We start from the raw sequence: 25,086 nt of genomic DNA, 5'->3' as shown, positions 1-25,086 counted from the left end.
ACACCGGCACTGTATGCGACCAGGGCGCGCGCCCGGGACGAGGGTCCCGGGCGCGGACGGGGCTCAGCGGGCGGTGCGGACGCCCTCGGCCAGCCCGGCGGCGACGGCCGCGACCGCCTCGAGGCCCGCCTCGCGCGTCTCCGCGCCGGCGAGCGCGCGCACGAACGCCGAACCCACGATGACGCCGTCCGCGTACCGGCCGATGTCGCGCGCCTGCTCCGGCTTCGACACGCCCAGCCCGACGCACACGTGCTCGGCGCCGGCCGCGCGGGTGTCGGCGACCAGCTGCTCGGCGCGCGCGCCGACCGTGGTCCGCTCCCCCGTCACGCCCATCGTCGAGGCGGCGTACACGAACCCGCGGGACGCCGCGGCGGTCATCGCCAGGCGCTCCGGGGTGGACGACGGCGCGACCAGGAACACCCGGTCCAGGTCGTGCGCCTCGGACGCGGCGAGCCAGTCCTGCCCCTCGTCGGGGATGAGGTCCGGCGTGATGAGGCCCGCGCCGCCCGCGGCGGCGAGGTCCCGCGCGAACGCGTCGACGCCGTACCGCAGCACCGGGTTCCAGTACGTCATGACCAGCACCGGGGCGCCGGTGGCGGCGATCCGCTCGACCGCGCCGAAGGCGTCGCGCACCCGGGTGCCGCCGGACAGCGCGACGTCGACCGCGTGCTGGATGACCGGGCCGTCCATGACCGGGTCGGAGTACGGCAGGCCGAGCTCGATCACGTCGACGCCGGCCTCGACCATCGCGACGGCCGCGCGGACGGAGCCCTCGACGTCGGGGAAGCCGAGCGGCAGGTAGCCCACCAGGGCGCCGCGGCCCTCCGCCTTGAGGCGGTCGAGGGTGGCGCCGGTGCGGGACGTGGTCGCCTGGACGTCGCTCACAGCTGCTCCCCCTCGTCGGCCTGGACGACCGGCTTGTCCTCGATCAGGTCGAACCACGCCGCGGCGGTCGCCACGTCCTTGTCCCCGCGCCCGGAGAGGTTCACCAGGATCACCGGCTCGCGGCCGTCCGGCGTCTCCCAGGTCGCGACCTCGCGGCCGAGCTGGATCGCGCCGGCCAGGGCGTGCGCCGACTCGATGGCCGGGATGATGCCCTCGGTCTGGCACAGGACGCGGAACGCCTCCATGGCCTCGGCGTCCGTGACCGGGCGGTACTCGGCGCGGCCGATGTCGTGCAGCCAGGCGTGCTCGGGGCCGACGCTCGGGTAGTCGAGGCCCGCGGAGACCGAGTGGCTGGGCAGCGTCTGGCCGTCGTCGTCCTGCAGCAGGTACGACCTGGTGCCCTGCAGCACGCCCGGCGAGCCGCCGCTGAACCGCGACGCGTGCCGGCCGGACGCGATGCCCTCGCCGCCGGCCTCGAAGCCGAACAGCCGCACCGACGGGTCGTCGAGGAACGCGTTGAAGATGCCCATGGCGTTCGAGCCGCCGCCGACGCACGCCGCGACGGCGTCGGGCAGCCGGCCGATCTCCTCCGCGAGCTGGGCCTTCGCCTCCTCGCCGATGATCTTGTGGAAGTCGCGAACCATCTCGGGGAACGGGTGCGGGCCCGTCACGGTGCCGAGCAGGTAGTGCGTGGTGTCGACGTTCGCGACCCAGTCGCGCAGCGCCTCGTTGATCGCGTCCTTGAGCGTGCGGGAGCCGATCGTCACCGGGACGACCGTCGCGCCGAGCAGCCGCATCCGGGCGACGTTGAGCGCCTGGCGCTGCGTGTCCTCCTCGCCCATGTAGACGACGCACTCGAGGTCGAGCAGCGCCGCCGCGGTCGCGGTGGCCACGCCGTGCTGGCCGGCGCCGGTCTCGGCGATGACGCGGGTCTTGCCCATCCGCTTCACCAGCAGGGCCTGCCCCAGCACGTTGTTGATCTTGTGCGAGCCCGTGTGGTTGAGGTCCTCGCGCTTGAGGAACACCCGGACGCCGGGCGCGACGTGCTCCGCGAACCGCTCGACCTCGGTGAGCGGGCTCGGCCGGCCGGTGTAGGTGCGGTGCAGCCGCGCCAGCTCCGCCGCGAACGCGGGGTCGGCCGAGGCCTTGTGGAACTCGGTGTCGAGCTCGTCGAGGGCGGCGATCAGCGCCTCCGGGACGAACCGGCCGCCGAAGTCGCCGAAGTACGGCCCGGCGTGCGTGGCCAGCGGCCCGCCGGGGCTGCTCGTCACCTGCGGACCCGTGCGTCCCGTCGTCACCGTGGTGCTCCTCGTGGTTGCTGCTGCGGCGCCGCGCTGCTGAGCGGCCGCCCTCTCGGGTCGGTCCGGCCGCGGGGCCGGGCCGGTGGCTACTGCCGGACCGCGCGCAGCGACGGGTGCGCGCCCGCCGCCACCAGGTCCGCGACCGACTGGCGCGGCGCGTCGTCCGTCACCAGCGCCTCGCCGACGAGCACGGCGTCCGCGCCGGCCCGGGCGTAGTCCATGACGTCGTGCGGCCCGCGCACGCCCGACTCCGCGATCTTCACGACGTCGGCCGGGATCGCCGGGGCCACCCGCGCGAACGTGCCGCGGTCGACCTCGAGCGTCTTGAGGTTCCGGGCGTTCACGCCGATCACCCGCGCGCCGGCGTCGACCGCCCGCACGACCTCCTCGGCGTCGTGCACCTCGACCAGGGCGGTCATGCCCAGGGAGTGCACCCGCTCGACGAGCGACGTCAGCACCGTCTGCTCCAGCGCCGCGACGATGAGCAGCACCAGGTCGGCCCCGTGCGCCCGGGCCTCCCACACCTGGTACGGCGTGACGACGAAGTCCTTGCGCAGCACCGGGATGTCCACGGCGGCGCGGACGCTGTCGAGGTCCGCCAGGCTGCCGTTGAACTTCCGCTGCTCGGTGAGCACCGAGATGACGGTCGCGCCGCCCTTCTCGTACTCCGCGGCGAGCGCGGCCGGGTCGGTGATGGTCGCGAGCGCGCCCTTGGAGGGGCTCGACCGCTTGACCTCGGCGATCACGGTCACCGCGTCCTCGACGCGCAGCCGCGACACGCAGTCGATGGCACCGGGGACGCGCGCCGCGCGCTCCTTGAGCTCGGCCAGGGGCGTGGCCGCCTCGCGCACCGCGAGGTCCTCGCGCACGCCAGCCACGATGTCGTCCAGCACGGTGCCCATCGGCGTCTCTTCTCCCCCGAGATCGGCGGCGGCACGCCTCAGGGCGCGGGAGCCGGCGGGGCTCCTCGGCGGGACCGGTCGCGGCTGACCACCGTGACGCGGGTCTCGTCCGACCACCTCGGCCATCGTACGGGCGCGGCGCACCACTCCCGACCACGCGCCAGCGGGTGGGACAGGGCGCGACCCGCGCGCGGCGAGATCGGTCGTCCCGCGCGAGATCGGTGCGTGCAGCCACCGATCTCGGCGCGGAGCACCGATCTCGGCGGTCGGGCGACGGGAGGGTCAGTAGCCGTAGTACGTGGTGGACGGGCTGCTGAACGAGCCGGCCACGCCGATCAGGAAGAAGACGATCCAGCCCGCGGAGATGATCGAGCCCAGGATGATGCCCGCGAGCGACAGGCCGGCGTTGTTCGCCTCGCCGCGCTGCGCCGCCCTGCGGCCGAGCACACCGGTGATGATCGCCGGGATGCCCGCGAGCGGCCCGAAGCAGACGAAGCTCGCGATGCCGAGCGCGAGCGACCAGACGCCGAGGCTGTTCTTGGGGTAGCCGTACACCGGCACGTACGAGCCGCCCGGGTAGCCGCCGTACGGCGCCGCGGGGTACCCGCCGGGGTAGCCCGGGCCAGCCGGGGGCTGGGCGGCGTAGGGGTCCTGGCCGTAGGGCTGGCCGTAGCCGGGCTGCTCGCCGTAGCCGGGCACCTGGCCGTAGGGCTGCTGGGCGGCGTACGGGTCGGGTGCGCCGTAGGGCTGCTGCTGGCCGTACGGCTGCTGCGCCGCGTACGGGTCCGGCGCACCGTACGGCTGCTGCTGGCCGTACGGCTGCTGCTGGCCGTAGGGCTGCTGCTGCCCGTACGGGTCCTGCGCCGCGTACGGGTCGGGAGCGCCGTAGGGCTGCTGCTGGCCGTACGGCTGCTGCTGGCCGTACGGCTGCCGCCCCGCGTACGGGTCGGCCGCACCGTACGGCTGCTGCTGGCCGTACGGCTGCTGCCCCGCGTACGGGTCGGCCGCACCGTACGGCTGCTGCGCGGGGTACGGGTCGACCCCGCGGTGCCCGGCCGAGTCCGAGCCACCGCCCGGCTGGTCCCAGGCGGGCCGGTCGCCGTCGCCCGAGCCGCCGACGCCCGGCTGCTCGCGGGACGGGTCCGTGGGCTGGTCGGGCGTGGTCACGGGCGGCCTCCTGGTTCGCGGGTCGGCGCACGGCGCGCCGGTCGGCATCCTAGGGACGACCCGGGACCGCGCGGGCCGCCGACCCGCCGGTTCACCCGCCCGCCGGGCGCCCGGCGCGTCAGGGGGCGAGGACGCCCGCCCAGGCCGGGACGTTGCGGGCGAGGCTGTAGAGCACGACGACCGCCGCGGCTCCGAGGGCCACCCAGGCCCGGGGAGCCGCTGCGCGGCGTCCGGTCCGCAGCGCCCGCACGGTCCAGCGCGCCCACAGCGCGACGAGCACCGGCACGAGCAGCACCCACAGCGGGTTCATCGCCCACGCCCCGGCGAGGTCGCCGACGAGCAGGTCGTGCGTCGCCCGCAGGCCGCCGCAGCCGGCGCAGTACAGGCCGGTGAGGGCGTAGAGCGGGCACGCGCCCCACGAGCCGGGCTCGTGGGGGTCGACCAGCACGAGCCCGAACGCGGCGACGGCCACCCCGCCCGCGACCAGCAGCGGCGACCGGGCGGCGCGCAGCCGCGCGCGGGGCGCGAGGGTCTCGGGAGGAGCGGCCGTGGCCACGGGGAGCGTCAGTACGTCGAGTTGTTGTTGATGGTGTCGAGGTAGGCCGCGAACCCACCCGTCGCGACCGCGATGATCAGGAAGATGATCGCGATCACCTGCAGGCCCGTCACGACCCAGGACACGATGTAGCCGGCGTTCGCGAGCGAGCCGTTGTTGGCCTCGCCACGGGCCACGGCCTGCTTCGCCTTCGAGCCGACGATGATGCCGGGGATGCTGGTGAGGATCGAGCAGACGAAGAACCCGACGAGGCCGAGCACCAGCGACCACACGGCGAGGTTGTTCTTCGGGTAGAAGCCCGCGCCGTAGCCCTGGGCGCCGCCCGGGTAGGCGGGCTGGCCGTAGCCGCCCTGGCCGTAGCCGCCGGACTGCGGGTAGCCGCCCTGGCCGTGGTCGCCGCCCGCGTACGAGCCGTACTGCGGCACGCCGCCGGCCTGACCGCCCTGGCCGGACTGCCCGTAGGGGTCGCCCGCACCCGGGGTGCTGCCCGGGTACTGCGGCGTGGCGCCCGACTGGTCGCCGGAGCCCTGCCCGTCGGGGGCGGAGTACGGGTCCTGGGGCTGGTTCGGGGTCGACATGATCGGCTCCTCCATCGGGGGTTCTGGCGCGGCGTCCGCCCTGGTGGGCGGCCGTCCGACATGCCCACAGGTGTACCGGAGCGGACGCGCGGCGTCCACCGCGTCCCGGCCCGCGGCCGGGACCCGGACGTCAGTGACCGCCGGTGCGGCGCGCCTTCTCGATGGTGTGCTTGCCGCCCTGGCCGTAGCCGAGCACCTGCATGACCTTGCCGACGACGACGCCGAGCAGGGCGACGGCCAGGCCGGCCCAGAACAGCCACATGACCGCGAAGATCAGGCCGAGCGCGCCGGCCGTCGAGCCGACGAGGACGACGACCGTGGTCGTCCAGGCGGCGCTGGTGTGCCCGTGGTTGGTCGGCGGCGCCTTCGGCGGCAGCCGCAGCGTCTCCGTCCCCGGGACCTGCTGGGCACGCCCGGTCACGACGCCGGAAGAACTGAGCGACTGCTCGACCATCGTGGAACACCTTTCATGACTGTGTGTCGCAAACCCTAGCGGACCGCGGCGGCCTGCTCAGGTCGGGCGCGCGTCCGCCGGGGCGGGCGCGCGGGGTTCAGGTCGGGTCGTCCCCGCGGGTCAGGGCGTCCCAGGTGCTGCGCTCGTCGGGCTCGGGACCGTCGTCCGCCGGGGCCGCTCCGGTGCTGGCTGCCGAGCTCGCCGCCGCACCGCCGGCGACGCCCGCGGGCCCTGCCGCGCCACCCGTCCCGGTGCCGGCACGCTCGTAGCGGTCGGTCGGCGCGACCCAGCGCGCGGACGCCCGGGCGAGCCCGACGGCCGCGGCCACGACGATCACGCCCAGCGCGGCGGCGACCCACGGCCAGACGGCCACCTCGACCGCTCCGGTGAGGTTCGACACGCCCGTGGCGTCCGCCGCGGCGCGCTCGGCCGTGGCCGTCGCCCCCGGGCGGGCACCGAGCGCCGACGCCACCACCAGCGCGCCGGCGGCGGCCACCACGACCACCACGACCCAGCGCCCGGCCCGGCCGACGAGCCCGAGCGCGCCCGCAGCGGCGAGCAGCACCAGCGCGGCGGCGACCAGGCCCGGCGCGGCGACCGTGCCGCGGACGGTGATCGCCACCGCGTCGCCGAGCGCGTTGGCGCCGGTCGCGGTGATCCACACCGGCAGCGCGGTCAGCGCCACCAGCCCGGAGAGCAGGAGCAGGACGAGCACCCAGCGACCCCGTCGGCCGCGCGCCCGGGGCTCCGCAGGTCCCCCGCCTGCCGGCACCGCAGCACCCGGCACCGCAGCACCCGGCGCCGCGCCGCCCGCGCCCCGCGCGCCGCCCATGTCGCCGGTGGGCCCCGATCCCCCGGTCACGGCGCCCCGACCGCCCGGAGCCGGGACGCGACCTGCACCGCGCGCACGGCGGCCGCGGCCTTGTCCCGGGACTCCTGGTACTCGGCGGCGGGCACGGAGTCGGCGACGATCCCGGCACCCGCCTGCACGCTCGCCCGGCCGTCCCGGATCAGCGCGGTGCGGATGGCGATGGCCATGTCCATGTCCCCCGCGAGGTCGAAGTAGCCGACGGTGCCGCCGTAGATGCCGCGGCGCGCGGGCTCGATCTCGTCGATCAGGGCGATGGCGCGCGGCTTCGGGGCGCCGGAGAGCGTGCCGGCCGGGAACGTCGCGGTGAACGCCCCGAGCGCGGTGGCCCCGGCACGCAGCCGGCCGACGACGGTCGAGCAGATGTGCATGATGTGGCTGAACCGCCGCACCGCCATGAACTCGACGACCTCGACGGTCGCGGGCTCGCAGACCTTGACCAGGTCGTTGCGGCTCAGGTCGACCAGCATGAGGTGCTCGGCGCGCTCCTTGGGGTCCGCCAGCAGCTCGTCGTGCAGCGCGCGGTCCTCCTCCGGGGTCGCGCCGCGCGGCCGGGAGCCCGCGATCGGGAACGTCGTGACGTGCCCCTCGGTGACCTTGACCAGCGTCTCCGGGCTCGACCCGACCACGGCGAAGTCCCGCCCGTCGGCGTCCTGCAGCTGCAGGTAGTACATGTACGGGCTCGGGTTGATCGTGCGGAGCACGCGGTAGACGTCGAGCGGCGCGGCCGGGCAGTCCAGGTCGAGGCGCTGCGACAGCACCACCTGGAACACCTCGCCGTCGACGATGGCCTCCTGGCCGCGCGCGACCGCGGCCTCGTACTCCGCCGCGGTCGACCGGAACTCCAGCTCCGGCGCGGGCGCGTCCACCAGGTGCGCGGCGGCGGGCGCGGCCGGGCGGAGCAGCGCCTCCTGCATCGCGTCGAGCCGCGCGACGGCGTCGGCGTGCGCCTCGTCCACCCGCGCGTCGGTCCCGTCGAAGTTGATCGCGTTCGCCACCAGCCACACGGAGCCGTCCCGGTGGTCGGTGACCGCGAGGTCGCTCGCCAGCAGCAGCGTCATCTCGGGGACGCCGAGCTCGTCGGGCGCCGCGGCGGGCAGGGTCGGCTCCCAGTGCCGCACGACGTCCCAGCCGAGCGCGCCGACCAGGCCGCCGGTCAGCGGGGGCAGGCCGGGCACGGCGGGCGTGCGGAGCACCTCGAGCGTCTCGCCGAGCACCGCGAGCGGGTCGCCCTCGGTCGGCACGCCCGCGGGCACGTCGCCGGTCCACACCGCGCGGCCGTCGCGGACGGTCAGCGTCGCCCGGGACCGCACGCCGACGAACGACCACCGGGACCACGACCCGTCCTGCTCGGCCGACTCGAGGACGAACGTGCCCGGCCGGCCGGCCGCGAGCGTGCGGTACAGGCCGACGGGCGTGGTGTCGTCGGCCAGCAGCCGGCGCACGACCGGGATCACCCGGCGCGTGGTCGCGAGCTCGCGGAACTCGCCGAGCGCGGGCCAGGTGGCGCCCCAGGGCACGTCGACCGGGGTGGTCGCGGGGGCGGCGGGCGCGCCCGGCGTCGCGGCGGTCATCCGTGCTGCTCCGTCGCAGCCGGCCGCTCGCCGACGACGGCGCCCAGCGAGCCGCCCGCCTCGAAGCAGGTGCGCGTCCCGGTGTGGCAGGCCGCGCCCACCTGGTCGACCCGGACGAGCAGCGCGTCGCCGTCGCAGTCGAGCGCGACGGACTTCACGTACTGGGCGTGCCCGGAGGTGTCGCCCTTGCGCCAGTACTCCTGCCGCGACCGGCTCCAGAACACGACGCGACCGCCGGTGAGCGTGCGGTGCAGCGCCTCGTCGTCCATCCAGCCGAGCATGAGCACCTCGCCGGTGTCGTGCTGCTGCACGACCGCCGCGACCAGGCCGGACGGGTCGCGGCGCAGGCGCGCGGCGAGCTCCGGGTCGAGCGGGCTGGGGGTGCCCGCGGGGGCGGGGGTCTGCGTCTCGCTCACGCCCCCGATCCTCCCACGGCGCGCGTCCCGACCCGCGATCCCGCACGACCCGCGCGACCCGCGCGAGCCCGCCGGCCGTCACGTGCGGGCCCGCGCCCGGAGCCCGCACGATCCGCGGTCAGCGGGTCTGGGCCACCCACGCGCGGTGCATCGCCGCGTACACGCCGTCGCGCGCGACCAGGTCCTCGTGCGGCCCGTACTCGACCACGTGCCCGGCGTCGACCACCACGACCAGGTCCGCCGCCTCGGCCGTCGACAGCCGGTGCGCGATCGTCACGGTGCTGCGGCCGGTGGTCAGCGAGTCGAGCGCCCGCGCGATCCGCACCTCGGTGGCCGGGTCGACCGCGGAGGTCGCCTCGTCCAGCACGAGCAGGTCGGCGTCGGCGAGGTACGCGCGGGTCAGCGCCACGAGCTGCCGCTCCCCCGCCGACAGCGCCTCGCCGCGCTGGCCGACCGGCGTGCGCAGGCCGGACGGCAGCTCGGCGACCCAGTCGGTGAGCCCGAGCTCGGCGAGCGCGGCGCGCAGCCGGGGCTCGGCCTCCGCGGGCGTCGGCGCGGCGTGGTCGTCGCCGTCGCGGAGCCCGTAGACCAGGTTCTCCGCGAGCGTGGCGTCGAACAGGAAGCCCTCCTGCGGCACCATGACCACCCGGCGGCGCAGGTCCTCGGTGCGGACGGTGCGCAGGTCGGTGCCGTCGAGCAGCACGGCGCCGCGCGTCGGGTCCATCAGGCGCGTGACGAGCTTGGCGATCGTCGTCTTGCCCGAGCCGGTGGCGCCGACGACGGCGACGGAGCGGCCCGCGGGCAGGTGCAGGTCGACCTCGTGCAGCACCGGCGGGCCGTCCGGGTACGCGAAGCCGACGCCCTGCAGCTCGACCGCGGCCGGGCCGCGCGGCGACGGCACGCCGCGGGCGCCCGGGTCGGCGACCTGCACGGGCGTGTCGATGATGCCGAGCACCCGCCGCCAGCCGGCGACCGCGTTCTGCAGCTCGTTGAGCACCTCGGTGGCCTGCTGCACCGGTCCGGTGAACAGCTGCACGAGGAACAGGAACGCCAGCAGCTTGCCCACGCTGAGGTCGCCGGCGACGCCGAGCGCGGTGCCCGCGACGACCACGACCGCCAGCACGAGGTTCGCGACCAGCACGCCGGAGGAGAACACCAGCGACACCGTGTTCTGCGCGCGGACCATCGCGTTCCGCGTCGCGCCGATCCGCTCGTCCACGTTCTTCTGCACGCGGCGCTGCACGCCGTAGGCGCGGATGGTCTCGGCGCCGACGACGGCCTCGGACACCGCGCCCAGCATCGCGCCGACCCGCTCGCGGACGGTCGTGTAGGCGACGTTGACGCGGCGCTGGAGCGGGCGCAGCGCCAGCACCAGCGGCCCGAAGCACAGCCAGACCAGGATCGTCAGCTGCCAGGAGTAGACGGCCATGAGCACGGTCGCGACGAGCACCTGGAGCGTGGAGACGAGCAGCATGATGCCGCCCCACTGCACGAACATGGAGATGGTGTCGACGTCGGAGGTCACCCGGGACACCAGCGACCCGCGCCGCTCCGTGTTCTGGGTCAGCACCGACAGGTCGTGCACGTGCCGGAACGCGCGGACGCGCAGCTGGGCCAGGCCCGCCTCGCTGGCGCGGAACAGCCGGACGTTGACCAGCGCGGAGCACAGGCCGCCCGCGACCAGCGCGAGGGTCGCGGCCAGCACCAGGGTCACGACCCGGCGCACGTCCGGCCCGCCGTCGGCGAGGATGCCGGTGTCCATCACCTGCTGCACCGCGATCGGCACGACGACCTTGCCCGCGGCGGCGAGCGTCGCGAGCAGGAACGTCACCCCGATGCCCTGCACCAGCTGCGGGGACACCTCGATGCCCCGGCGCAGGGTGCCCATGACCCCGCGGTGCGTGCCGCCCAGGCCGGCCTGCGCCTCGGCCTGCTGCTCGGCGCTCATCGGGCCCCCTCCGCGTCCAGCTCGTCCTCGTCCTCGTGCTCGAGGTCGGCGCGCTCGTCGGCGGCGGCCGCCTCGGCGTCCAGCGCCTCGGCCCGGCGCGCCGCGCGGCGCTCGGACTCCTGCTCGTAGGCCGTCGCCAGCTCGGCGTACCCGGGGTCCCGGGCGAGCAGCTCGGCGTGCGTGCCGTGGTCGACGACGCGACCGCCGGCCAGGTGCACCACCTCGTCCGCGAGCAGCACCGACGACATCCGGTACGCGACCAGCAGCACGGTGGGCCCGCTCGCGTCGCCGCCGGAGTGCGCCCGCAGGCCGGTCAGGATGTCCTGCTCCACCCGCGGGTCGACCGCGGACGTCGCGTCGTCCAGCACGAGCAGCCGGGGCCGGCGCACCAGGGCGCGCGCGATCGCGAGCCGCTGACGCTGGCCGCCGGACAGGTTGGAGCCGCGCTCGCCCAGCCGGGCGTCGAGGCCGCCGGGCAGGTCGCGCACCACGCCGTCGACCCGGGCGAGCCGCAGCGCGGCCCACACCTCGTCGTCCGAGGGCGCGCCCGGGTCGTCCGCGTCGCGCAGCGTGACGTTGCCGCGCACGGTGTCCTCGAACACGAACGTCTGCTGGCCGACCAGCACGACCTGGTCGGTGAGGTCGCCGGGCACGAGGTCCCGCACGTCGGTGCCGTCGACCTCGACGGTCCCGGTGCTGGGGTCGGTGAGCCGGGGCACGAGCGAGACGAGCGTCGTCTTGCCGGCGCCGGTCGGGCCGACGACGGCGACGACGCGGCCGGGCGCGACGTCCAGGTCGACCCCGCCGAGCAGCTCGATCGGACCCGCGGGCCCGGGGACCTGCACGCCGACGCCGGACAGCCGCAGCGCGGCGCCCCCGCCCCCGCCGCGGGCCAGCGGCCGCGCGCCGGCGACGAGCTCGCCCTCCGCGTCGACCACCCGGGCGACGCGCTCGTGCCCGACCAGGCCGCGCGGCAGCTCGCCGAGCACCCAGCCGAACGCACGCACCGGCACGGCCATCAGCGTGAGCAGGTAGGCGGCCGAGACGATGTCGCCCGTGCCGACCGCGCCGGCCTGCACCCGCCAGACGCCGACCAGCAGGACGAGCAACGTGCCGAGGTTGGGCAGCATGTCGATGACCGGGTCGAAGTAGGCGCGCACGACGCCCACCCGCACGTTCGCGTCCCGGAGCTGCCCGGCGCGCTCGGCGAACCGGCGCTCCTCGCGCTCCTCGGTGCCGAGCGACTTGACCAGCAGCGCGGCCTCGAAGCTCTCGTGGGCGATGTCGGCGACCTCGGCGCGCAGCTGCTGCGCGCGGGTCGCGGCCGGGGACATCCGGCGCTGGAAGACCAGGTTGGCGACCACCGCGGCGGGCAGCACGGCCATCGCGGCCACGGCCAGCCACACGTCGGTGCTGAACAGCGCAACGGCGGCGACGCCGATCATCACGACGACGCCCAGCGCGAACGGCAGCGGGTTGAACACGCCGGTGGCGGCCTCGACGTCGGCGGAGGCGTTGGACAGCAGCTGGCCGGTGGGGTGCGCGCGGTGCCACGTCATCGGGAGCCGCAGGTACTGCCGGGTGACCGCGCGGCGGTGCATCGCCTGCTGGTCGGCCACGCCCATGCCGGCGAAGATGCGGCGGCCGGCGACGGCCGCGGCGAGCGAGACCGCGACCAGGGCGAGCACGCCACCGGCGACCCAGATCCGGCCCCGCGCCTCGGGGTCTCCGCCGAGCGCCGGGACGACGACGCTGTCGGTCGCCCACCCGAGCACCCGGCTGATCGCCACGGTCAGCGCGCCGTACGCGGCCGAGGTGCCGATGGCCAGCACGTACGTCCGCGGCTGGGAGGCGATGCCGCGGCCGAGCAGCAGCAGGGAGCGCCGCAGCACCGACCCGGTGAGCATCGCCGGACGGGGCGTGGTGGAGCGCGCGGGCACAGCACGGCCTTTCGCGAGAGGAGGTGGCGGCGCCGTCGATCCTCTCACGGGGCACCCACAGGTGAGACGGCGGGGCGGCACCAGGTGAGACGACGGCCCGGCCTGGAGACCGGGCCCTCCGAACGCCGACGGGCCGGCCACCCGGAGGTGGCCGGCCCGTCGGACCGGTGGCCGGGCACGAGGCCCGGCGGTCGGCTCAGTTGCCGGTGAGCTTCTCGCGCAGCGCGGCCAGGGCCTCGTCCGACGCGAGCGTGCCGGTCGCCTCCTGGGCCGGGGCCGAGGAGTACGAGGAGGACGAGCTCGAGGAGGAGGACGACGACGAGGAGCCGGCGTCGCCGCCACCCGCCGCGGCCTCCGCGTCGGCCTGGACGGCGTCCAGGACCTGCTTGCGGTGCGCCTCCCAGCGCTCGTGGGCCTGGGCGTACTGCGCCTCCCAGGTCTCGCGCTGGGACTCGTAGCCCTCGAGCCACTCGTTGGTGGTCGGGTCGAAGCCCTCGGGGTACTTGTAGTTCCCCTCCTCGTCGTACTCGGCCGCCATGCCGTACAGCGCGGGGTCGAAGTCCTCGGAGGTCGGGTCGAAGCCCTCGTTCGCCTGCTTGAGCGACAGCGAGATGCGGCGGCGCTCCAGGTCGATGTCGATGACCTTGACGAACACGTCGTCGCCGACCTGGACGACCTGCTCCGGGATCTCGACGTGGCGCACGGCCAGCTCCGAGATGTGCACGAGGCCCTCGATGCCGTCCTCGACGCGCACGAACGCACCGAACGGGACGAGCTTGGTGACCTTGCCGGGGACGACCTGGCCGATGGCGTGCGTCCGGGCGAAGGCCTGCCACGGGTCCTCCTGCGTCGCCTTCAGCGACAGGGAGACACGCTCGCGGTCGAAGTCGACGTCGAGGACCTCGACGGTGACCTCCTGGCCGACCTCGACGACCTCGGACGGGTGGTCGATGTGCTTCCAGGACAGCTCGGAGACGTGCACGAGCCCGTCCACGCCGCCCAGGTCGACGAACGCACCGAAGTTGACGATCGAGGACACGACACCGGGGCGCACCTGGCCCTTCTGCAGGGTCTGCAGGAAGGTGGAGCGGACCTCGGACTGCGTCTGCTCGAGCCACGCGCGGCGCGACAGGACCACGTTGTTGCGGTTCTTGTCGAGCTCGATGATCTTCGCCTCGATCTCCTTGCCGACGTACGGCTGGAGGTCGCGGACACGACGCATCTCCACGAGGGAGGCCGGGAGGAAGCCACGGAGGCCGATGTCGAGGATGAGGCCACCCTTGACCACCTCGATGACGGTGCCGGTGACGACGCCGTCCTCCTCCTTGATCTTCTCGATCGTGCCCCAGGCGCGCTCGTACTGGGCGCGCTTCTTGGACAGGATCAGACGACCCTCCTTGTCCTCCTTCTGGAGGACGAGGGCCTCGACCTCGTCACCGACCTTGACGACCTCGCCCGGGTCCACGTCGTGCTTGATGGAGAGCTCGCGGGACGGGATGACGCCCTCGGTCTTGTAACCGATGTCGAGCAGGACCTCGTCGCGGTCGACCTTGACGATGGTGCCCTCGACGATGTCGCCGTCGTTGAAGTACTTGATCGTGGCGTCGACGGCGGCGAGGAAGTCCTCGGCCGAGCCGATGTCGTTGACCGCGACCTGCGGGGTGCCGGGCTTGGCGGGGGTGGAGATGCTCATGTAGGGATGGGCTCCGATGCGGACATGAAGTAGTGGGAACGGGTTCGGCGGGGCGTCAGACGGCACGCCACACCGGCGAACACCTTACCGGTCCCGACGACAGCGGGTCAAAGCCGCCCGGGAGCCGCGGTGACGGCTCCCGGGCGGCTCGGCCGCGGCCGGTCGGCGGCGGCTCAGGCCAGGGCCCGGACCACCTGGAGAAGCTCGCTCGGGACCCGCTTGACCTTGCCGGCGATCTCCTGCAGCGGCACCAGCACGACCTCGTCGCCGCGCAGCGCCGTCATCACGTCCGTCTCGCCGCGGCTGATCGCGTCGATCGCCGCCACGCCGAACCGGCTGCCCAGGATCCGGTCCGCCGGGACCGGGCTGCCGCCGCGCTGGACGTGGCCGAGCACGGTGACGCGGGTGTCGAACCCGGTGCGCTGCTCGATCTCCGCCTTGACCCGCGCGGTGATCGCGCCGGCGACGATCTCGCCGAACTGGCCGACCGGCGCCTCGTAGGACATCGAGGTGCCCTCGGCGGGCACGGCGCCCTCGGCGACGACCACGATCGAGAAGTTCGCGTGCGCGCGGTGCCGGTGCTTGAGGAACTTGATGACCTTGTCGATGTCGAACGGCTCCTCGGGGGCCAGCACGACCTCGGCGCCGCCCGCGATGCCCGCGGTCACCGCGATCCAGCCGGCGCTGCGGCCCATGACCTCGACGATCATCACGCGGTTGTGGGACTCCGCCGTGGTGTGCACCCGGTCGATCGCCTCGGTCGCGATCTCCACCGCGGTGTCGAAGCCGATGGACCGGTCGGTGCCCCACACGTCGTTGTCGATCGTCTTGGGGATCGCGACGATCTTCACGCCCGCCTCGGCGACCTTCGACGCCGCGTGCAGCGTGCCGTCGCCGCCGATGCAGATGAGCGCCTCGATCCGCTCGGCCTCGAGGGTGGCGAGCACCGCGTCCAGGCCGCCGTCGGCCGCGTGCGGGTGGAACCGCGCGGTACCGAGCAGGGTGCCGCCGACGGGCAGCACGTTGCGGATGTGGTTGCGGCTGAGCGGCACGATGTCGCCGTCGACGACGCCGCGCCACCCGTTGCGGAAGCCGATGATCGAGTGCCCGTACTCCCCCTCCCCGCGCTTGACGACGGCGCGGATGGCCGCGTTCAGACCGGGGACGTCGCCCCCGCCGGTGAGCAGTCCGACACGCACGCTGGAGTCTCCTTCGGAAGGTGGGGTGGGCCGCGGCGCCCTCGCGCGGCGTGACCAGGCTATCCGGGCCCGACGTGGGCACCCGTGAGCCGGAGGTCCCGGGCGATTCGCCGGGCTACCGTCGTGCGGGTGACCGACAGCACCGACGACAGCACCGACCGGCTCGCCGCGGCCGGCTACCTCGACGTCCCCGCCGCCGCGACCGAGGGCGCCGGGCGGCGCTGGTGGGACGCCAACGCGGGCGACTACCTCGACGAGCACGGCGCGTTCCTCGGCGACGACGACTTCCTCTGGTGCCCGGAGGGCCTCCGCGAGTCCGAGGCGGGGCTGCTGGGCGACGTCGCGGGACGGCGGGTGCTGGAGGTCGGGGCGGGCGCGGCGCAGTGCTCCCGGTGGCTGGCAGCGCGCGGCGCGCAGGCGGTCGCGACCGACGTGTCGGGCGGCATGCTCGCCGCGGCACGGGAGCTCGACCGCCGGCTGGCCCGGGACCCGGCGCGCGAGGCGGGCCCGGTGGCCGGGCGCGCGGCGACGGTGCCGCTCGTGCAGGCCGACGCCCGGGCGCTCCCGTTCCCGGACGCGTCGTTCGACGTGGTGTTCACCGCGTACGGCGCGATCCCGTTCGTGCCGGACGCCGGGCGGGTGCACGCCGAGGCGGCGCGGGTGCTGCGGCCGGGCGGGCGCTGGGTGTGCTCGGTGACGCACCCGGTGCGCTGGGCGTTCCCCGACGACCCAGGCGAGCGCGGGCTCACCGCCGACCGGTCCTACTTCGACCGGCGGCCGTACGTGGAGCGGGACGAGCGCGGGCGGGTGCTCTACGCGGAGTACCACCGGACGATCGGCGACCACGTGGCGGACCTGGTCGGCGCCGGCCTGGTGCTGGACCGGGTCGTCGAGCCGTCCTGGCCGGAGGACAACGACCGGACCTGGGGCGGCTGGAGCCCCCTGCGCGGGCGGCACCTGCCGGGGACGGCGATCTTCGTGGCGCACCGCCCGGCGTAGCGGCTCCGCGTCCGCCGAGGTCGGCGGTTCCGTCCACCGGCCGGGGTGCGGAACCGACGACCTCGGGCGGAACCGACGACCTCCCGGACCTCAGTGCCCCGCGGCGTGCCAGCTCTCGCCGACGCCCACCGAGACGTCCAGCGGCACCGACAGGTCGTACGCCGCGCCCATCTGCGCGCGCACCAGGGTCTCCACCGCCTGGCGCTCCCCCGGGGCGACCTCGAGCACGAGCTCGTCGTGCACCTGGAGCAGCAGCCGGCTGCCGAGCCCCTGGGCGTCGAGCTCGCGCTGCACGCCGAGCATCGCCAGCTTGATGATGTCGGCGGCCGAACCCTGGATCGGGGCGTTGAGCGCCATCCGCTCCGCGGCCTCGCGGCGGACCCGGTTGTCGCTCGTGAGGTCGGGCAGGTACCGCCGCCGGCCGAGGATGGTCGCGGTGTACCCGGTCGCGCGGGCCTCGTCCGCCACGCCGGTCAGGTAGTCGCGCACCCCGCCGAACCGGTGGAAGTAGTCCTGCATGAGCGCCGCGGCCTCGGAGACCTCGATCTTCAGCTGCTGCGACAGGCCGTACGAGGACAGCCCGTACGCGAGGCCGTAGGACATCGCCTTGATCTTGGACCGCTGCGCGCTGGTGACCTCGTCCGTCGGCACGCCGAACACGCGCGAGCCGACGTAGGAGTGCAGGTCCTCCCCCGCGGTGAACGCCTCGATGAGGCCCTCGTCGCCGGACAGGTGCGCCATGATCCGCATCTCGATCTGCGAGTAGTCCGCGGTCAGCAGCGTCTCGTAGCCCTGGCCGACGACGAACGCCCGGCGGATCTGCCGGCCGGCCTCGGTGCGGATCGGGATGTTCTGCAGGTTCGGGTCGGTGGACGACAGCCGCCCGGTCGCCGCGATCGTCTGCTGGAACGTCGTGTGGATCCGGCCGTCGGGCGCCACCGAGCGGAGCAGGCCCTCGACCGTCTGGCGCAGCCGGATGGCGTCGCGGTGCGCGAGCAGGTGCTCGAGGAACGGGTGGCCGGTGCGGGCGAACAGGTCGGCCAGCGCGTTCGCGTCGGTGGTGTAGCCGGTCTTGGTGCGCTTGGTCTTCGGCATGTCCAGCTGGTCGAACAGCACCTCCTGGAGCTGCTTCGGCGAGCCGAGGTTCACCTCCCGCCCGATCGCGTCGTACGCCTCGCCCGCCGCGCGCTGCACCGCGGTGTCGTACTCCTTCTCCAGGGCCGACAGGTAGCCGGCGTCGGCCGCGATGCCGACGTGCTCCATGCGCTCGAGCACGCCCTCCAGCGGCAGCTCGACGTCGCGCAGCAGGTGGTCCGCGCCGCGGTCCACGAGCTGGCCGCCGAGCACGTCGACCAGGTCGAGCACCGCGGCCGCCCGGACGGCGCCGCGGGTGCCCTCCGAGGAGCCCTCCAGGTCGAGGTCGAGCGCACCCTGGCCGGCCTCGTCCGCCACCGCGCCGAGCTCGCGGCGCAGGTAGCCGATCGCGAGGTCGGACAGGTCGTAGCCGCGGCGGTCGGGCTGGAGCAGGTACGCGCCGAGCTCGGTGTCGAACTCCACGCCCGCGAGGGTCAGACCGCGGCCGGCGAGCGCGTGCCACGCCTCCTTGGCGGCGTGCAGCGCCTTGGGCTGGGCGGGGTCGGCGAGCCAGGCGGCCAGCGCGGCCTCATCGGCGGGGGCGATCTGCGCGAGGTCGTAGGCCACGGCCTCGCCGTCGACGACGAGCGCGACCCCCCAGGCGTCGCCGCCTGCCGGGGACGCCGAGCCCTGCACGTCCACCGCGGTGCGCGCGCCGGCGTGCCGCTCGAGCCAGGCGGCCAGGCCGCCGTCGACCGGCGTCACGACGACCGGGCCCTCCGCCGGGCCGGCCACGTCGCCCGCGCCGTCGTCCTCGCCCGGGAGCATGGCGAACAGCCGGTCGCGCAGGGTGCGGAACTCGAGCTCGTCGAGGATGGTGTGCAGCGCCTCGCGGTCCCACGGGCGCGCGACCAGGTCCTCCGGGCCGAGGGGCAGCTCCAGGTCGTCGAGCAGCCGGTTGAGCTGGCGGTTGAGCAGCACCTGGTCGAGGTTCGCGCGCAGCGACTCCCCCGCCTTGCCGGTGATCCTGTCGACGTTCGCGACGATGCCCTGCAGGCCGTCGTAGGTGGCGATCCACTTGGCGGCCGTCTTGGGGCCGACGCCGGGGACGCCCGGGAGGTTGTCGGACGACTCGCCGACCAGCGCGGCGATGTCGGGGTACCGGGCGGGCGGGACGGCGTACTTGGCCTCGACCGCCTCCGGGGTCATGCGCGCGAGCTCGGAGACGCCCTTGACCGGGTACAGCACCGTGACGCGCTCGTTCACGAGCTGGAGGGAGTCGCGGTCGCCGGAGCAGATGAGCACGTCCATCCCCTCGGCGGCGCCCTGGCGGGCGAGGGTCGCGAGGATGTCGTCGGCCTCGAAGCCCGGCTTGTCGAGCGTCGGGATGTGCATGGTCGCGAGGACCTGCTTGATGACGTCGACCTGGCCGCGGAACGGCTCGGGCGACGCGGAGCGGTTGGCCTTGTACTCCTCGTACTGCTCGGTGCGGAACGTGGTCCGCCCGGCGTCGAACGCGACCGCCACGTGGGTCGGCGCCTCGTCCCGCAGCAGGTTCGCGAGCATCGACAGGAACCCGAACACCGCGTTGGTGGGCTGGCCGGTCGAGGTGGCGAACTTGTCGACCGGGAGGGCGAAGAACGCCCGGTAGGCCATCGAGTGGCCGTCGACAAGGAGGAGTCGCGTCGCGTCAGTCACGGGTGCCAACCTATCGGGCATGGCTGACACCGACCTGCCGCCCGCCGCCGCCCCCGCCGACGCGCCCCTGGGCTCCCACGTCCCGCCCGGCACGCTCATGGAGCGCATGGGCATCGAGATCCAGGAGGTGTCGGCCGAGCGCGCGGTCGGCACCATGCCGGTCGCCGGGAACGTGCAGCCGTACGGCCTGCTGCACGGCGGCGCCTCCGCGGTGCTCGCGGAGACGCTCGGCTCCTACGCCGCGAACGCGCACGCGGGCCCGGACCGGCGCGCGGTCGGGATCGAGCTGAGCTGCACGCACCACCGGTCCGCGACCGAGGGCGTGGTGACGGGGACCGCGACCGCGGTCCACCTGGGCGGCCGGGTCGCGACCTACGACGTGGTGGTCTCGGACCCGCGCGGCCGGCGCGTCTGCTCGGCGCGGCTGACCTGCATGCTGATCGACGCCCGGCCCGCCTGAGCGGCCTCGGTCGCCGTCGCGGCGCGTCCGGCGCGGGCGCGCCGCCGGCGGGCGATGAGGTCGTCCAGGCCCGCGCGGGCGGGCCGGCGGCCGGGTTGCGGGGCGTCCGCGGAGAGCTTGCGCTGCAGCACCTCGGTGCTGACCACGCGGTGCGCCGCCGCCGGGGCGAACCCGAGCCGCGCGAGGAACCGGTGCATGCCGCGGGCGCCGGGCAGCGGCACCGCGAGGACGTCGGTCGCGCCGACGCGGCGCGCCTCCTCCACCACGCCGCCGAGCAGCGCGTGCCCCACGCCGCGGCGCCGGGCGCCCTCGGCCACGTAGACCGCCTCGATCGACACCGTCACCTCGTCGGTGAACAGGCTCGGCCCGACGATCCGGGCGAGCACCAGGCCGCACAGCTCGTCGTCGAGCGTCCCGACCAGGCCGACGGCGCCGGGCTCGGCCACGAGCGCCCCGATCTGGTGCCGCAGGCGGTCGGCGTCGTCGGTGCACAGCTGCGCGCCGACGAGCGACTCGGAGCGGGCCGCGAGGCTGAGGGAGACGAGGACGTCCAGGTCCTCGGGGCGAGCGGGTCGGACGGCGACGGGCGAGCGCACGGTACGACGACCTCCTGGACTACTCGGACGGCGCAGCGACTTCGGCGTCACCACGATCCTGCTGCGCCCCCCGCGGCATCGCCCGATCATGGCGCACGACCGGGGCCCCTGCCTAGTCGCGGGAGCGCTCCCGTCCGAGCGACGCGCGCGGAGACGCAGGTCACCGCACGGCACCGTGGCGCGTCTCACTCCACCGGGTGAACGCTGCTCCGTCCGGGCGGCGCCCTCGGCCGCACCGCCGCGCACCCCTCCCGGACGAATCGGACACACCGCACGGCGCGCCGACGTGACCTACGTCTCAAACGTGCCTGTAATCGCCCCGAAACGCAGCATCCCTACTGTCACGCCAACCCACTCGCGGCCTCCTGACCCTCCGCGAGCCCGCTGCCGACAGGTCGACGCCGTCGACCACGACCGGACGGAGGACCAGGTGCGCCGAGTCGCGACCAGGGACCGTTCCACCGCCGGGGCGCCCGCCGCCCTCGGCGTGCTCCTCCTCGCAGTTCTCTTCCTCCTCGCCGTGCCGGGCACCGCCCGCGCGGCCGTGGCCGGGTGCGTCGCCGACGCCGCGACCGGCTGCATCAACGGCACCATCCGCACGGCGGACCAGCAACCCGCGGTCGGCGTCGTCCTCGACGTCGAGGGTCCGGGCGGGACCACGCAGGCCACCACGGACGCCGAGGGCCGCTGGACCGCCGCCGTCACCGAGGCCGGCGCCTACACCGTCACCCTCGACGAGGCCACGCTGCCCGCCGGCGAGACCCTGCGGGACCCCGCGCAGAACCCGCGCACCGTCACCGTCGCGCTCGGGTCGTCCGCCGGGGCGCTGTTCCCGCTGGGCGCGCCCGCCGAGGCCGGCGGCTCCGACGAGGACCCCGACGCCGCGCCCGACCCCGAGAGCACCGCGCCCGCGGACGACGCCGGCGAGGTCGGCGCCCCGGTGGGCAGCTCGGAGACCGGGTCGTTCTCCTGGGGCCGGCTCGCGCAGCAGGCCAGCAGCGGCCTCGTGTTCGGCGTGCTGCTCGCCCTCGCCTCGGTCGGCCTGTCGCTGATCTACGGCACCACGGGGCTGTCGAACTTCGCGCACGGCGAGCAGGTCACGCTCGGCGCGATCGTCGCCTACCTCGCGGTGCAGTCGTTCGGGCTGCCGCTGCTCGTCGCGGGCGTGGTCGCCGTGCTGGTCGGCGCCGCGTCCGGCTGGCTGCAGGACGCCGGGATCTGGCACCCGCTGCGCAAGCGCCGGGTGGGCACGACCCAGCAGATGATCGTCACGATCGGCCTGTCGATGGCGCTGCAGTACACGTACCAGTTCTTCTTCGGCGGCGGCGCGCTGCGCATCGTCACCACCACGCCGACGATGGTCACCCTCGGCCCGGTGCGGATCAGCGCCACCTCGCTGTGGTCGCTGCTCATCGCCGCCGTCGTGCTGGCGGGCGTCGCGTACTTCCTGCTCGGCACCCGCGTCGGCCGCGCCACCCGCGCGGTCTCGGACAACCCGGCCCTGGCCGCGGCCTCCGGCATCACGGTCGACCGGATCGTCCGGCTGGTCTGGGTGCTCGGCGCGGCGCTGGCGGCGCTCGGCGGCGTGCTCATGGGCCTCTACCTGAACGCGACCTCCTGGAACATGGGAGGCGCCCTGCTGCTCCTGATGTTCGCGGCGGTCACGCTCGGCGGCCTCGGGCAGGCGTTCGGCGCGCTGGCCGGGTCGATCGTCATCGGCCTGGTCGTCGAGATGTCGAACCTCGTCATCCCGAGCGACATGCGCTACGCCGGCGCCCTGCTCATCCTCATCCTCGTCCTGCTGCTGCGGCCCCAGGGCATCCTCGGCCGCGCCGAGCGGATCGGTTAAGGAGCCGACATGGACTGGTCCCGCATCCTCGTCAACGTCGCCGGCGAGATCTTCGCCCCGACGACCGCCGCCTACGCGCTCGCCGCCATCGGCCTCAACGTGCACTTCGGCCTCACGGGCCTGCTGAACTTCGGCCAGGCCGGGTTCATGCTGCTCGGCGCGTACGGCTTCGCGATCTCCACCATCGCCGGCTGGCCCCTGTGGGCCGCCGTGCTCGTCGCGATCGCCTGCGCCGCCGTGTTCGGCCTGCTGCTCGGCATCCCGACCCTCAAGCTCCGCGGCGACTACCTGGCGATCGTGACGATCGCCGCCGCGGAGATCGTCCGGCTCGTCGGCCGGTCGACCGCCCTCACCGAGCTGACCGGCGCCTCGTCGGGACTGCGCGGCAACTCCTACAAGGACTCGTTCCAGGACGCCTCGCCGTTCCCCGACGGGACGTTCGCCCTCGGGCCGTTCGAGTACGCGATGAACGCCTCGAACTCCTGGTGGGTGCGCATCGTCGGCTGGGCCGTCGTCGCCCTCGCCTGCCTGCTCGTCTGGCTGCTGATCCGGAGCCCGTGGGGCCGGGTGCTCAAGGGCATCCGGGAGGACGAGGACGCCGTGCGCTCGCTCGGCAAGAACGTCTACTCCTACAAGATGCAGGCCCTGGTGCTCGGCGGCGTGATCGGCGCCGTCGCGGGCATCATCTACGTCCTGCCACGCGCCGTGCAGCCCGACTCGATGGGACGCCCGATGACGTTCTTCATCTGGACGATCCTGCTGCTCGGCGGGGCCGCGACGGTGTTCGGGCCCGTCCTCGGGTCGATCATCTTCTGGGTGTCGCTCATGCTCATCAAGTCGGTCATGCGCGCCGGGGTGCCGGAGTCGATCATGCGCACCGAGCAGATCGAGCAGTTCGGCTGGATCATCGTCGGCGTCACGCTGATGCTCCTGGTGATCTTCCGGCCACAAGGCATCCTCGGCGACAAGAAGGAGCTGGCGATCGATGTCCGCTGACCTCCCCCGGGGCCACGTCCCCGCCGCCACGCCGCACGCCACCACCGCGTCCGGCCGGGACCGCGTCACCGCCGACCTGGCGCACGTCGCGCACACCCCCGGCGTGCCCAAGCCCGACGCGATCGTCGTCGCCGACCAGGTCACCCGGCACTTCGGCGGCATGACCGCCGTCGACGTCGGGCACCTCGAGGTGCAGCGCGGCGCGATCACCGCCCTCATCGGGCCGAACGGCGCCGGCAAGACGACGCTGTTCAACCTGCTCACCGGGTTCGACAAGCCGTCCACCGGCACCTGGTCGTTCGAGGGCCGGTCCCTGTCCGGGGTCTCGGCGGCGCGCGTCGCCCGGTCCGGCATGGTGCGCACGTTCCAGCTCACCAAGGCGCTGTCGCGCATGACGGTGATCGAGAACATGAAGCTCGGGGCGACCAAGCAGTCCGGCGAGAACCTGTTCACCGCCCTGGTCCCGCCGCTGTGGAAGGCGCGGGAGAAGGAGATCACCGAGCAGGCCGAGGAGCTGCTGGTCCGGTTCAAGCTCGACGCCAAGCGCGACGACTACGCCGGCTCGCTGTCCGGCGGCCAGCGCAAGCTGCTGGAGATGGCCCGGGCGCTGATGTCGAAGCCCACGATGGTCATGCTCGACGAGCCGATGGCCGGCGTGAACCCCGCGCTCACCCAGTCGCTCCTCGGGCACATCCAGGCCCTGCGCGAGGAGGGCACCACGGTGCTGTTCGTCGAGCACGACATGCACATGGTCCGGCACATCTCGGACTGGGTGGTCGTGATGGCGGAGGGCAGGATCGTCGCCGAGGGCCCGCCCGAGGACGTCATGGCCGACCAGGCCGTCATCGACGCCTACCTCGGCGCGCACCACGACACCGACCTGGGCGACGACGCGCTGCTGGACGACGGCAGCATCGAGCAGCTCGAGGCCGAGGAGCAGGCGAACCAGGCGGCGGCCGCGGCCGCCCCGACGACCGAGGAGGGCTCGCGATGAGCACCGCCGTGCAGGGGTCCGACCCCTCGACCGTCCACCGCGGCGCCCCCGCCGGGGAGCCGCTGCTCGCGGCGACCGACCTCGTCGCCGGGTACGTGCCGGGCGTCAACATCCTCAACGACTGCAACCTGGTCGTGCACCCCGGCGAGCTCGTCGGCATCATCGGCCCGAACGGCGCCGGGAAGTCGACGCTGCTCAAGGCGCTGTTCGGGCTCGTGACCATCCGGTCCGGCTCGGTCGTGCTCAAGGGCGAGGAGATCACCAACCATCGGGCCGACTCGCTGGTCCGGCGCGGAGTCGGGTTCGTGCCGCAGACGAACAACGTGTTCCCGTCGCTGTCCATCCGGGAGAACCTGGAGATGGGGCTGTTCCAGGCGCCGAAGCGGTTCGCCGAGCGGTTCGACTTCATCGTCGACCTGTTCCCGGTGCTGGGCGAGCGGCGCAAGCAGCGCGCCGGGTCGCTGTCCGGCGGCGAGCGGCAGATGGTCGCCATGGCCCGCGCGCTGATGATGGACCCGTCGGTGCTGCTGCTCGACGAGCCGTCCGCCGGCCTGTCGCCGGTGCGCCAGGACGAGACGTTCCTGCGCACCCGGAAGATCAACAAGGCCGGGGTCTCGGTGGTCATCGTCGAGCAGAACGCCCGGCGCTGCCTGCAGATCTGCGACCGGGCGTACGTGCTGGACCAGGGGTCGAACGCGTACTCCGGGCCGGGGCGCGAGCTGATGCACGACCCGAAGGTGATCGAGCTGTACCTCGGCACGCTGGCGACGGACGTCGAGGCGGCAGCGGCGGACCGCCCGCCGACCGCACCCCCGGCGCCCCCGGCCACGCCTCCGGCGCCGTCGGCCGGCTGAAGGCCGCCGCCCGGGCGGCCCCGGGACCGCGAGGGGGTAGTCGACGCGTCGATCGAGCAGTCGCCGACTACCCCCTCGACGTGTC

The 25,086-nt window shown here is 74.6% G+C and carries 22 protein-coding genes; 6 read left to right on the top strand and 16 right to left on the bottom strand.

All coding sequences use genetic code 11. From position 1 onward, the window contains the following. Nucleotides 1-63: 63 nt before the first annotated feature. The 14 genes from trpA to J5O08_RS04045 all read right to left on the bottom strand — a co-directional run bounded on the left by trpA (nt 64) and on the right by J5O08_RS04045 (nt 15,481). The gene (trpA, locus tag J5O08_RS04110) at nt 64-885 is read right to left on the bottom strand and encodes a tryptophan synthase subunit alpha (protein ID WP_218705566.1); all 822 of its coding nucleotides are present in this window, start codon (nt 883-885) and stop codon (nt 64-66) included. Next, nucleotides 882-2,156 (bottom strand): tryptophan synthase subunit beta, encoded by a 1,275-nt coding sequence (trpB, locus tag J5O08_RS04105; RefSeq protein ID WP_218705594.1) that lies wholly within the window; start codon nt 2,154-2,156, stop codon nt 882-884. The genes trpA and trpB overlap by 4 nt, the downstream gene beginning before the upstream one ends. Nucleotides 2,157-2,272: 116 nt before the next feature. Next, complete coding sequence (trpC, locus tag J5O08_RS04100) at nt 2,273-3,088, bottom strand: indole-3-glycerol phosphate synthase TrpC (protein WP_218705564.1); 816 nt, start codon at nt 3,086-3,088, stop codon at nt 2,273-2,275. 282 nt (nt 3,089-3,370) lie between these two features. Continuing rightward, nucleotides 3,371-4,255 (bottom strand): DUF4190 domain-containing protein, encoded by an 885-nt coding sequence (locus J5O08_RS21325; protein ID WP_218705563.1) that lies wholly within the window; start codon nt 4,253-4,255, stop codon nt 3,371-3,373. Between the two features lie 118 nt (nt 4,256-4,373). After that, entirely contained in the window at nt 4,374-4,811 is a 438-nt protein-coding gene (locus J5O08_RS04090; RefSeq protein WP_308281332.1) for a DUF2752 domain-containing protein, read from the bottom strand. Nucleotides 4,812-4,819: 8 nt separating this feature from the next. Further along, entirely contained in the window at nt 4,820-5,389 is a 570-nt protein-coding gene (locus J5O08_RS04085; protein WP_218705562.1) for a DUF4190 domain-containing protein, read from the bottom strand. Between the two features lie 130 nt (nt 5,390-5,519). Next, nucleotides 5,520-5,843 carry an HGxxPAAW family protein gene (locus J5O08_RS04080; RefSeq protein WP_255589262.1) on the bottom strand — a complete coding sequence of 108 codons (324 nt, stop codon included), beginning with the start codon at nt 5,841-5,843 and terminating at the stop codon, nt 5,520-5,522. A 97-nt stretch (nt 5,844-5,940) separates the two neighbouring features. Continuing rightward, nucleotides 5,941-6,558, bottom strand: a complete 618-nt coding sequence (locus J5O08_RS04075; RefSeq protein WP_308281331.1) for a Trp biosynthesis-associated membrane protein — start codon at nt 6,556-6,558, stop codon at nt 5,941-5,943. 143 nt (nt 6,559-6,701) lie between these two features. Next, nucleotides 6,702-8,285: an anthranilate synthase component I gene (locus J5O08_RS04070; protein ID WP_218705561.1), complete on the bottom strand. Its 1,584-nt coding sequence runs from the start codon at nt 8,283-8,285 to the stop codon at nt 6,702-6,704. Then, entirely contained in the window at nt 8,282-8,701 is a 420-nt protein-coding gene (hisI, locus tag J5O08_RS04065) for a phosphoribosyl-AMP cyclohydrolase (RefSeq protein ID WP_158373571.1), read from the bottom strand. The genes J5O08_RS04070 and hisI overlap by 4 nt, the downstream gene beginning before the upstream one ends. Nucleotides 8,702-8,819: 118 nt before the next feature. Further along, nucleotides 8,820-10,649, bottom strand: a complete 1,830-nt coding sequence (locus J5O08_RS04060) for an ABC transporter ATP-binding protein (protein ID WP_218705560.1) — start codon at nt 10,647-10,649, stop codon at nt 8,820-8,822. Then, nucleotides 10,646-12,556, bottom strand: a complete 1,911-nt coding sequence (locus J5O08_RS04055) for an ABC transporter ATP-binding protein (RefSeq protein WP_218705590.1) — start codon at nt 12,554-12,556, stop codon at nt 10,646-10,648. The genes J5O08_RS04060 and J5O08_RS04055 overlap by 4 nt, the downstream gene beginning before the upstream one ends. Nucleotides 12,557-12,785: 229 nt before the next feature. After that, complete coding sequence (gene rpsA / locus J5O08_RS04050; protein ID WP_217615764.1) at nt 12,786-14,282, bottom strand: 30S ribosomal protein S1; 1,497 nt, start codon at nt 14,280-14,282, stop codon at nt 12,786-12,788. 173 nt (nt 14,283-14,455) lie between these two features. Then, nucleotides 14,456-15,481, bottom strand: coding sequence for a 6-phosphofructokinase (locus tag J5O08_RS04045; protein ID WP_217615763.1), 1,026 nt, complete (start codon nt 15,479-15,481; stop codon nt 14,456-14,458). Between the two features lie 129 nt (nt 15,482-15,610). Here J5O08_RS04045 and J5O08_RS04040 point away from each other — a divergent pair, with 129 nt between their 5' ends. Then, nucleotides 15,611-16,480 carry a class I SAM-dependent methyltransferase gene (locus J5O08_RS04040; RefSeq protein ID WP_218705559.1) on the top strand — a complete coding sequence of 290 codons (870 nt, stop codon included), beginning with the start codon at nt 15,611-15,613 and terminating at the stop codon, nt 16,478-16,480. A 90-nt stretch (nt 16,481-16,570) separates the two neighbouring features. Here the strand turns inward: J5O08_RS04040 and polA are convergent, their stop codons facing one another. After that, a complete protein-coding gene (polA, locus tag J5O08_RS04035; RefSeq protein WP_218705558.1) occupies nt 16,571-19,273 on the bottom strand; it encodes a DNA polymerase I in 2,703 nt (900 codons plus the stop codon). Between polA and J5O08_RS04030 the strand changes: the two genes are divergently transcribed. After that, nucleotides 19,272-19,712: a PaaI family thioesterase gene (locus J5O08_RS04030; RefSeq protein ID WP_147793688.1), complete on the top strand. Its 441-nt coding sequence runs from the start codon at nt 19,272-19,274 to the stop codon at nt 19,710-19,712. The genes polA and J5O08_RS04030 overlap by 2 nt on opposite strands. On the opposite strand, the gene J5O08_RS04025 is transcribed toward J5O08_RS04030, so the two are convergent. Next, on the bottom strand, nt 19,625-20,308 hold the full coding sequence (locus J5O08_RS04025) for a GNAT family N-acetyltransferase (protein ID WP_308281329.1): 684 nt from the start codon (nt 20,306-20,308) through the stop codon (nt 19,625-19,627). The genes J5O08_RS04030 and J5O08_RS04025 overlap by 88 nt on opposite strands. Nucleotides 20,309-20,738: 430 nt before the next feature. On the opposite strand from J5O08_RS04025, the gene J5O08_RS04020 reads away from it, so the two are divergent. From J5O08_RS04020 to J5O08_RS04005, 4 genes are read left to right on the top strand one after another with little or no spacing between them, the layout of a single operon-like run. Next, nucleotides 20,739-22,157 (top strand): branched-chain amino acid ABC transporter permease, encoded by a 1,419-nt coding sequence (locus J5O08_RS04020; protein WP_308281328.1) that lies wholly within the window; start codon nt 20,739-20,741, stop codon nt 22,155-22,157. Between the two features lie 9 nt (nt 22,158-22,166). Beyond that, the gene (locus tag J5O08_RS04015) at nt 22,167-23,153 is read left to right on the top strand and encodes a branched-chain amino acid ABC transporter permease (RefSeq protein ID WP_147793690.1); all 987 of its coding nucleotides are present in this window, start codon (nt 22,167-22,169) and stop codon (nt 23,151-23,153) included. Then, nucleotides 23,143-24,147 carry an ABC transporter ATP-binding protein gene (locus tag J5O08_RS04010; RefSeq protein WP_217615758.1) on the top strand — a complete coding sequence of 335 codons (1,005 nt, stop codon included), beginning with the start codon at nt 23,143-23,145 and terminating at the stop codon, nt 24,145-24,147. Before J5O08_RS04015 ends, J5O08_RS04010 begins: the two co-directional genes overlap by 11 nt. Next, nucleotides 24,144-25,001 carry an ABC transporter ATP-binding protein gene (locus J5O08_RS04005; protein WP_218705555.1) on the top strand — a complete coding sequence of 286 codons (858 nt, stop codon included), beginning with the start codon at nt 24,144-24,146 and terminating at the stop codon, nt 24,999-25,001. The genes J5O08_RS04010 and J5O08_RS04005 overlap by 4 nt, the downstream gene beginning before the upstream one ends. The last annotated feature ends 85 nt before the right edge of the window (nt 25,002-25,086 follow it).

The organism is Cellulomonas sp. PS-H5, assembly GCF_019265565.1.
Classification (GTDB): Bacteria; Actinomycetota; Actinomycetes; order Actinomycetales; family Cellulomonadaceae; genus Cellulomonas.
The sequence above is the reverse complement of the archived record's forward strand: the minus strand, read 5'-3'. Positions and strand labels throughout refer to the sequence as shown.

Coding starts and splice junctions, on each gene's coding strand:
- trpC (WP_218705564.1), bottom strand. CDS start 3,088: ATGGGCACCGTGCTGGACGACATCGTGGCTGGCGTGCGCGAGGACCTC.
- J5O08_RS04085 (WP_218705562.1), bottom strand. CDS start 5,389: ATGTCGACCCCGAACCAGCCCCAGGACCCGTACTCCGCCCCCGACGGG.
- J5O08_RS04080 (WP_255589262.1), bottom strand. CDS start 5,843: ATGGTCGAGCAGTCGCTCAGTTCTTCCGGCGTCGTGACCGGGCGTGCC.
- J5O08_RS04070 (WP_218705561.1), bottom strand. CDS start 8,285: ATGACCGCCGCGACGCCGGGCGCGCCCGCCGCCCCCGCGACCACCCCG.
- J5O08_RS04060 (WP_218705560.1), bottom strand. CDS start 10,649: ATGAGCGCCGAGCAGCAGGCCGAGGCGCAGGCCGGCCTGGGCGGCACG.
- J5O08_RS04055 (WP_218705590.1), bottom strand. CDS start 12,556: ATGCTCACCGGGTCGGTGCTGCGGCGCTCCCTGCTGCTGCTCGGCCGC.
- rpsA (WP_217615764.1), bottom strand. CDS start 14,282: ATGAGCATCTCCACCCCCGCCAAGCCCGGCACCCCGCAGGTCGCGGTC.
- J5O08_RS04030 (WP_147793688.1), top strand. CDS start 19,272: ATGGCTGACACCGACCTGCCGCCCGCCGCCGCCCCCGCCGACGCGCCC.
- polA (WP_218705558.1), bottom strand. CDS start 19,273: ATGCCCGATAGGTTGGCACCCGTGACTGACGCGACGCGACTCCTCCTT.
- J5O08_RS04015 (WP_147793690.1), top strand. CDS start 22,167: ATGGACTGGTCCCGCATCCTCGTCAACGTCGCCGGCGAGATCTTCGCC.
- J5O08_RS04010 (WP_217615758.1), top strand. CDS start 23,143: ATGTCCGCTGACCTCCCCCGGGGCCACGTCCCCGCCGCCACGCCGCAC.
- J5O08_RS04005 (WP_218705555.1), top strand. CDS start 24,144: ATGAGCACCGCCGTGCAGGGGTCCGACCCCTCGACCGTCCACCGCGGC.